The sequence below is a fragment of the Streptomyces sp. UNOC14_S4 genome (assembly GCF_020740835.1).
Lineage (GTDB): Bacteria > Actinomycetota > Actinomycetes > Streptomycetales > Streptomycetaceae > Streptomyces.
Genome location: NZ_JAINFC010000342.1, coordinates 1 through 8,444, shown reverse-complemented (window position 1 = coordinate 8,444; position 8,444 = coordinate 1). Strand labels below are relative to the sequence as shown.

At 73.0% G+C, this 8,444-nt stretch carries 6 protein-coding genes; 4 read left to right on the top strand and 2 right to left on the bottom strand.

Going from position 1 to position 8,444, the window contains the following annotated elements; all coding sequences use genetic code 11:
* On the bottom strand, positions 1–809 hold an 809-nt coding region (locus K6I34_RS25675; protein WP_229328932.1), incomplete at its 3' end, for an ornithine cyclodeaminase family protein.
* Positions 810–917: 108 nt separating this feature from the next.
* Between K6I34_RS25675 and K6I34_RS25670 the strand changes: the two genes are divergently transcribed.
* The 4 genes from K6I34_RS25670 to K6I34_RS25655 all read left to right on the top strand — a co-directional run bounded on the left by K6I34_RS25670 (position 918) and on the right by K6I34_RS25655 (position 6,298).
* Positions 918–1,625 (top strand): succinate dehydrogenase, encoded by a 708-nt coding sequence (locus K6I34_RS25670; protein WP_229328930.1) that lies wholly within the window; start codon positions 918–920, stop codon positions 1,623–1,625.
* A gap of 10 nt (positions 1,626–1,635) precedes the next feature.
* Positions 1,636–3,594 (top strand): fumarate reductase/succinate dehydrogenase flavoprotein subunit, encoded by a 1,959-nt coding sequence (locus K6I34_RS25665; protein ID WP_229328928.1) that lies wholly within the window; start codon positions 1,636–1,638, stop codon positions 3,592–3,594.
* A complete protein-coding gene (locus K6I34_RS25660) occupies positions 3,591–4,340 on the top strand; it encodes a succinate dehydrogenase/fumarate reductase iron-sulfur subunit (protein WP_229328926.1) in 750 nt (249 codons plus the stop codon). Before K6I34_RS25665 ends, K6I34_RS25660 begins: the two co-directional genes overlap by 4 nt.
* A 578-nt stretch (positions 4,341–4,918) precedes the next feature.
* Complete coding sequence (locus tag K6I34_RS25655; RefSeq protein ID WP_374231009.1) at positions 4,919–6,298, top strand: hypothetical protein; 1,380 nt, start codon at positions 4,919–4,921, stop codon at positions 6,296–6,298.
* A gap of 92 nt (positions 6,299–6,390) precedes the next feature.
* On the opposite strand, the gene K6I34_RS25650 is transcribed toward K6I34_RS25655, so the two are convergent.
* Positions 6,391–8,444, bottom strand: a 2,054-nt coding sequence (locus tag K6I34_RS25650) for a tetratricopeptide repeat protein (protein ID WP_229328925.1), incomplete at its 5' end; no start/stop codon positions are given.

Genomic DNA, 8,444 nt, shown 5'->3' with positions numbered 1-8,444 from the left:
AGTTCGGTCAGGGGCGGGTGGGGCGGCAGGGCGCCGTCCTTGACGGCGAGGATGAGGTCGCCCGCCTCGCGCAGGGCGGCTTCGGCGGACTCGACGAAGAGCGAGGAGCGGGCGACGAGGGCGGCGGGCAGTTCGCGGCGGGCCGAGCCGTAGCCGCCGACCGCGCTGACGTGCAGCCCTTCGCGGGGCAGCGCGGCGTCCTCGAACAGCGGGTCGGCGGACGAGGTGAGCGTGCAGATCACGTCCGCCCCGGCGATCGCCGTGCCGAGGCTCTCGTGCACCTCGACCTCGATGTCCAGGCCCTGTCCACGGGCCCAACTCGCGACCGCGCGGGCCTTGTCCGTGCCGCGGCTGTGCAGCCGGATCTCCGTCCAGGGCCGGATGCGGGCGAGCCCCGCCAAGTGGCCCCTGGCCTGTGCCCCGGCCCCGACGACGGTCAGCACGCGGGCGTCGGGGCGGGCCAGCCGGTCGGTGGCGGACACGGTCACGGCGGCCGTACGCAGCCGGGTCACCGCGGCGGCGTCCAGGACGGCCAGCGGGCGGCCCGTCACGGCGTCGAAGACGGTGGCCAGCCCCTGCACGCTCGGCAGCCCGTGCGCGGGCGCGGCGTCGAACAGCGTGAGCGTCTTGACGGTGAGCGTCCCCGCGTGCGCCGCGGGCATCAGCAACAGCTCGCCCCCGTCCACGTCCACGGCACTGCGCGCGAACGCGGACCGCGGCGAAGCCCCGAAGGCACCCCCGATCACATCGGCGAGCTCGGAGACGGTCACCAGACCGTCGATGGCATGAGCGTCGAGAAACGTCAGCACACGACCAGGATGGCATGCGGAGGCCGCCTCACTCCATAGGGCATCCCTATGGAGATGAGTCGAACGATGTATTAGACCTCTCAGGCGGCCCTACCTAAGGTCGTGGACATGGCATTGGCAACGCGGACGGATCGACGGCCGTCCATCACGCGTACGTTCTGGGGATCGACCGTCGGCAAGAAGACCGTGATGGCCGCGACCGGTCTCGTCATGATCGCGTACCTGGTCGCCCACGCGCTGGGTAACGCCAAGATCTTCTTCGGTGCCGGGGACTTCAACGACTACGGCCACTGGCTGCGCGTCATGGGCGCCCCCGTCCTGCACCGCCAGTGGGGCCTGTGGATCGCCCGCGTGGTGCTGTCGGCCTCCGTGATCCTGCACGGGGTGTCCGCGTACCAGCTGAGCCGCCGCGACATCAAGGCCCGCAGCACGCGGTACGTGCACAAGCGGCCGCGCGCGAGCTACGCGACGCGCACGATGCGGTGGGGCGGGATCATCCTCGGCCTGTTCATCGTCTGGCACATCCTGGACCTGACCACGGGCACCGTGCACCCGGGCGGCTTCCAGGAGGGCCACCCGTACCAGAACGTGGTGGACACCTTCTCCACCTGGTACGGCAACGTCATCTACATCGTGGCGATGCTCGCCCTCGGCCTGCACATCCGGCACGGCTTCTGGAGTGCCGCGCAGACCCTGGGCGTCGGCAACGCGACCCGCGACCGCGTCCTGAAGACCGTCGCCAACGTCCTCGCGCTGCTGCTGACCGCGACCTTCATCTCCGTCCCCGTCGGCGTCATGACCGGAGTGGTGAGCTGACATGAGCCACATGAGCCACAGCGAGAGCTACAGCGAGTACACGACCGGTGAAGCGGTCACCGACACCAAGGCCCCCGAGGGCCCGATAGCCGAGCGCTGGGACCGCCGCCGCTTCGAGGCGAAGCTGGTCAACCCGGCCAACCGCCGCAAGCACACGGTCATCGTGGTGGGCACCGGCCTCGCGGGCGGCGCCGCGGGCGCGACCCTCGGCGAACAGGGCTACCACGTCGTCCAGTTCTGCTACCAGGACTCCCCGCGCCGCGCGCACTCGATCGCCGCGCAGGGCGGCATCAACGCCGCGAAGAACTACCGCAACGACGGCGACTCGATCCACCGGCTCTTCTACGACACGGTCAAGGGCGGCGACTTCCGCGCCCGCGAGTCCAACGTCCACCGCCTCGCCCAGGTCTCGGTCGAGATCATCGACCAGTGCGTGGCACAGGGCGTGCCCTTCGCCCGCGAGTACGGCGGCCTGCTCGACACCCGCTCCTTCGGCGGCGTGCAGGTCTCCCGCACCTTCTACGCCCGCGGCCAGACGGGCCAGCAGCTGCTGCTCGGCGCCTACCAGGCGCTCAGCCGCCAGGTCGCGGCGGGCAACGTCGAGCTGCACCCGCGCACCGAGATGCTCGACCTGATCGTGGTCGACGGCAAGGCCCGCGGCATCGTCGCCCGCGACCTGGTCACCGGCCGCGTCGAGACGTACTTCGCCGACGCGGTGGTGCTGGCCTCCGGCGGCTACGGCAACGTCTTCTACCTCTCCACCAACGCGAAGAACTCCAACGCCACCGCGGCCTGGCGGGCCCACCGGCGCGGCGCGTACTTCGCCAACCCGTGCTTCACCCAGATCCACCCCACGTGCATCCCGCGCTCCGGCGACCACCAGTCGAAGCTGACGCTGATGAGCGAGTCGCTGCGCAACGACGGCCGCATCTGGGTGCCCAAGGCGAAGGGCGACGACCGGCCGCCCGCGCGGATCCCCGAGGACGAGCGCGACTACTACCTGGAGCGCATCTACCCGTCCTTCGGCAATCTCGTGCCGCGTGACATCGCCTCCCGCGCCGCGAAGAACGTCTGCGACGAGGGCCGCGGCGTCGGCCCCGGCGGCCAGGGCGTCTACCTCGACTTCGCCGACGCCATCAAGCGCATGGGCCGCAAGGCCGTCGAGGCCAAGTACGGCAACCTCTTCGACATGTACGAGCGCATCACGGCGGAGAACCCGTACGAGGTGCCGATGCGCATCTACCCCGCGATCCACTACACGATGGGCGGGCTGTGGGTCGACTACGACCTCCAGACCTCGATCCCGGGCCTGTTCGCGGTCGGCGAGGCCAACTTCTCCGACCACGGCGCCAACCGCCTCGGCGCCTCCGCGCTGATGCAGGGCCTGGCCGACGGCTACTTCGTCCTGCCGTCCACCATCAACGACTACCTCGCCCGCAACCCGCACCACGACGAGGTCGACGCCACGCACCCCGAGGCCGCGGCCGTGGTCACCGAGACGAAGGAGCGCCTGGAGCGCCTCCTGGCCGTCGACGGCGACCGCACGCCCGACTCCTTCCACAAGGAGATCGGCGAGCTGATGTGGGAGTACTGCGGCATGGCCCGCACCGAGGAGGGCCTGCGCAAGGCCCTCGACCGCATCCCGCAGATCCGCGAGGAGTTCTGGCGCCGGATCAAGGTCCCGGGCACCGGCGAGGAGTTCAACCAGTCGCTGGAGAAGGCCAACCGCGTCGTCGACTACCTGGAGCTCGCCGAGCTCATGTGCCTCGACGCGCTGCACCGGTCCGAGTCCTGCGGCGGCCACTTCCGCGAGGAGTCCCAGACCCCGGACGGCGAGGCCGCCCGCAAGGACGACGAGTTCGCCTACGCGGCCGCCTGGGAGTTCACCGGGACGGGCACCGCACCCGTCCTGCACAAGGAAGACCTCGTCTTCGAGTACGTCCACCCCACTCAGCGGAGCTACGCATGAAGCTCACCCTGCGCGTCTGGCGGCAGAAGAACGCCGACGCCCCCGGCGCCATGGCCACGTACGAGGTCGACGGCATCTCCAAGGACATGTCCTTCCTGGAGATGCTCGACACCCTCAACGAGAAGCTCATCGTGGAGGGCGACGAGCCGGTCGCCTTCGACCACGACTGCCGCGAGGGCATCTGCGGCGCGTGCAGCCTGGTCATCAACGGCGACCCGCACGGGCCCGAGCGCACCACCACGTGCCAGCTCCACATGCGGACCTTCGAGGACGGCGACACCATCGACATCGAGCCGTGGCGCGCCACGGCCTTCCCGGTGGTCAGGGACCTGGTCGTGGACCGGTCCGCGTTCGACCGGATCATCCAGTCCGGCGGCTACGTCTCCGCCCCGACCGGCTCCGCGCCCGAGGCGCACGCGACACCCGTGCCCAAGGCGGACGCCGACTACGCCTTCGAGCACGCCGAGTGCATCGGCTGCGGCGCGTGCGTGGCGGCCTGCCCCAACGGCTCCGCGATGCTCTTCACCTCCGCGAAGATCAACCACCTGAACGTGCTGCCGCAGGGCGCGCCCGAGCGGGAGTCCCGCGTCCTCGACATGGTCTCCACCATGGACGCGGAGGGCTTCGGCGGCTGCACCCTCACCGGCGAGTGCGCCACGGCGTGCCCGAAGGGCATTCCGCTGCCGTCCATCGCGGCGATGAACAAGGAGTGGCTGCGGGCGACCCGTAAGGCCGGCAGCCGGTAGCCCCCTGCTGTTGTGATGCCGCCCCGCGCCCTTTCCAGGGTGCGGGGCGGCCGTACTTGTTATGTTCGTGCCTTTGGGGGTACGTGTGACGGGTGAGGACTGGGTGCGGGTACCGGTCGGCCGGGACGCGGGACGGTGGACGACCCGCGGGCGGGTCCGGCGCGTGCTGTTCGTCGTGCACAACGTCACGTCGGCGACCCGGCTGCTCGACGTCCTCCCGCTCTTCGACGACGACTTGCGCGTACAGGTGCTCGTCACGTGCACCGGATCGTCACCCTTCCTGGCAGGCGTGCCGGAGCTGATGGCCGCGGCGGGCTTCCCCGTCCTCCCCTGGGAACAGGCGAAGGCGACCTCGTTCGACCTCACCGTATCGGCGAGCTACGGCGGTGAACTCCACGCCCTTCAGGGTGATTTGGCAATCCTGTCGCATGGGGTTGGCTACAATAAGAGGTTGGCCACACCGGACACCGGACACCGGACACCGGACACCGGACGAGGGCCCCGTAAGGGGCGCGGGGAACGGCGCGACCAGCCACAACGCAACCCGCAGCCGCGAGCGCACCGCAAGCCGCACCCCGGTGGGCGCAGCCAAAAAACAAGCCGCACCCATATTCGGACTCGCCCCCGAGTGGCTGCTGCACGACGGGAAGCCGCTCGCCACGGCCACCGTCCTGTCGCACCCCGAGCAGCTCGCCCGGCTGGAGGCCGCCTGCCCGGAGGCCGCCGCCACGGCGGTGCTCGCCGGTGACCCCTGTTACGACCGTCTCCTGGCCGCGCTCCCCCACCGCGACCGCTTCCGCCGGGCCCTCGGTGTGGCCGAGGGACAGCGCCTGATCGTGGTCAACTCGACCTGGTCCGGCGGTTCCCTCTTCGGCGACGGAGAGGAAGGGGACCTGCTGCCGTCCCTGCTCCCCCGGCTCGCGGCCGAGCTGCCCGCCGACGAGTACCGCACGGCCGCCGTCCTCCACCCCAACATCTGGCACGGCCACGGCCCCGGCCAGGTCCGCGCCTGGCTGGACCGCGCGCGCCGGGCGGGCCTGGTCCTCGTACCGCCGCTGGAGGGCTGGCGGCAGGCGCTGATCGCGGCCGACTGCGTGCTGGGCGACCACGGTTCGGTCACCTTCTACGCCGCGGCCATCGGCAGGCCCGTCCTCCTCGGGGCCTTCCCGGAAGGGGCGCTCGACCCGGAGTCGCCCGTGGCCGCGCTGGGCCGCACCGCGCCGCGGCTGCGGCCGTACGACGGGCTGCGCGCCCAGCTCGACCGGGCCGTCGAGGAGCACGACCCCGGCCGCTACCGCGCGCTCGCCGCACAGGTCAGCTCGGACCCCGGCCGGTCGGCGGAGCTGCTGCGCCGCGTCTTCCACGGGATCCTCGGCCTGCCCGAGCCCGCGGACCGCCCCGCGTCGCTCGTGCCCCTCCCCCTGCCCGCGTACGAACCGGCCGAGCGCACCGCGCCCCTGCGCGTCCTGACCAGGCTGCTCGGCGCCGGGCCGCCGGAGATCGCCGTCGTACGGCGGGCGGCACCCGCCGAGGAGGAGCCGGAGGAGGGTGACATCGGCTGGTACGCCCACACCGCCGTGCACGAGGACACGCGCGACCCGTCACGGCTGCGGATCGCCGACGTGATCCTGCGGTACGGCTCCGCGGACGACCCGCGCGTCGGACCGCCCGCCGCCTGGACGGCGGACGTCCTGGCCCGGCACCCGGGCTGCGGCCTGGCGGCTTACGTGACCGGGCCCGGCCGATGCGTTGTGCGGGCGCGGGGCGGCGAACCGTTGCGGCTGTCGGCCGCGCCGGGGGCGTACGGGCGGCCGGACTTGTGCGACCCGGGCGCGTATGCGTCCGCGTTGCACGCGTGGCTTGCCGCCGGCAAGTCGGTCTCCGAAGCCGCTGCCTCCGGCATGACCGTGACCACGGGTACGGTGCAGCACCGGGTGAGCGTCGAGGCCGCCTACTAGCTCGGCAGGTACTGCCGTCAGGCGACTGCGGGTTCGTCGTGGCTGGTCGCGCCCACGCGGCGGAGCCGCATGATGCAGCAGCCCCGCGCCCCTTACGGGGCGCCTGCCAACCGCGCGGCCATCCGCGCCGTCCCGCCCGCGTCCCCCGCCCTGCCGTACAGCGATCGCGCCTGCCGCAGGAAGTGGAGTTCGCCCGGGCGGTCGTCCAGGCTCGCGGCGCAGTCCGCACGCAGCTCCGCCGTGTACGCGAGCTGGAGTTCGGCGCCCTCGTGGCGCATGGTGGTGAGGGCCTGGTCGAGCGGGGCGCACGCCGCCTCGGGGGCGCCGGAGTCGAGCAGGGTCTCGCCGAGGCTCATCCGGACGCGCCCCACGTTGTACGCGTCCCCCAGTTCCTCGAAGCAGGCGAGCGCGTGGCGCAGTTGCCGTACGGCATCGGCGAAGAGCCGCCTGCCGTGGAGGGCCCGTCCGAGGTGGTGTTCCAGCAGGGCGAGGGCGCGCGGCACGTCCCGCGCGCCCTCGTCGTCCGGGCCGATCGCGCGCAGGATCAGCCGCGCGTGCCGGAAGTGCTCCTCGGCGTCCTCGTAGCGCCACTGCCGCAGGCACAGCAGGCCGAGCGCCTCGGTGGCGCTGGCCCGGCCCCGGTGGTGACCGGCGAGGCGGTCGGCCTCCGCGGCGGCGGTCAGCTCCCGCTCGGCGTCGGCGAACCGGCGCAGCCCCATGCAGGCGAAGGCGAGCTGGGTACGCATCCGGCCCTCGGCACGCCGGTCGCCGAGCCGGACGGCGGCGGCGACTCCCCTCAGGTGGGTGTCCACCCACTGTTCGTGGAAGCCCAGGCGCAGGTGGAAGCCCCACATGGCCTCGCACAGCTGCCAGACGAGGTCGTCCCAGCCGTGCGCGTCGGCCGCGCGGACGGCCTCGGCGAGCCCCTCGCGTTCACGGCGCAGCGCGTCGACGGCGGCGCGGGCGTCGCCGGGCCGTGGGGCGAGCCCGGCGAAGGCGGGGCCCAGGCGCCAGCGGAGGGGGATGACGGCCTTGTCGGCGGCCGCGGCGAAGGCCATGTACCACTCGACCGCGCGCCGGACGGCCTCCCGCGTGCCCGTACGGCCGTCCTCCACCCGCGCCTGCCGTTCGGCGTGGTGGCGTACGAGGTCGTGGAAGCGGTAGCGCTCGTCGGCGACCTGCTCCAGCAGCCGCGCGGCGGCGAGTTCGGCGAGCAGGCGGCGAGCCTGCTCCTCGCCCGTTCCCTCGCCCGTGCCGGCGACTGCGGCGGCGACGCCGACAGGGACCGAGGGCCAGGGCCACGTCGCGAGCAGTCTGTAGAGGCGGGCGGCGTCGGGCGCGAGGGCCCGGTAGGCGACGTCGGCGGCGAGGTACGCGGGGTCGGTGGTGCCCGTGGTGCCCGTACCGTCCGGCTCCAGGGTGGCGAACTCGCGCTCCAGGGCCGCCCAGTCCACACCGTCCTCACCGGCCACGCGCGCGCCCGCCCCGCACAGGGCGAGGGGCAGTCCCCCGCAGCGCGCCGCGACGGCCTCGGCGTACGCGCGCTGCTCGCCGACCGGTTCAGGGCCTTCGGGGCCCGCTATCCGGGTCAGGAGCAGCAGCGCATCCTCGTCGCCCAGCGGCCCCAGCCGCAGCACGCGGGCGCCCTTGCCGACGAGTTCGGGGAGCGCGTGGCGGCTGGTGGCGAGGGCGAGCGAGCCGGGCGCGGCCGTGACCAGCCGGTCGGCCCAGCCGGCCGGGCCGACGTTGTCGAGGACGACCACGAGGCGCAGCCCGGCGGTGCGGTCGCGGTAGAGGTCGAGCTGGCCCTGCTCGTCGGGCGGCACCCGGTCGGGCGGTACGCCGAGGGCGTGCAGAAAGCGGACGAGCACCCCGGAGAGCGTGACGGCCCGCTCCGGGTCCTCACCCTGGAGGTCGGCGTAGAGCTGCCCGTCGGGGAAGCGGTCGGCGAGGGCCCAGGCGAAGTGCACGGCCGTGGCGGACTTGCCGACGCCACCGGGGCCGGTGAGGGCGAGGATGCGCGGTGCGCCGGTGGCGTCCGTACCCGGATCGTCCAGCAGGGCGGTGAGGACTTCCCGTACGAACTCGCGGTCGGTGAACACCGCGGTGCCGGGCGGGAGAAGGCGGGGGCAGGCCGCCGTGGTGG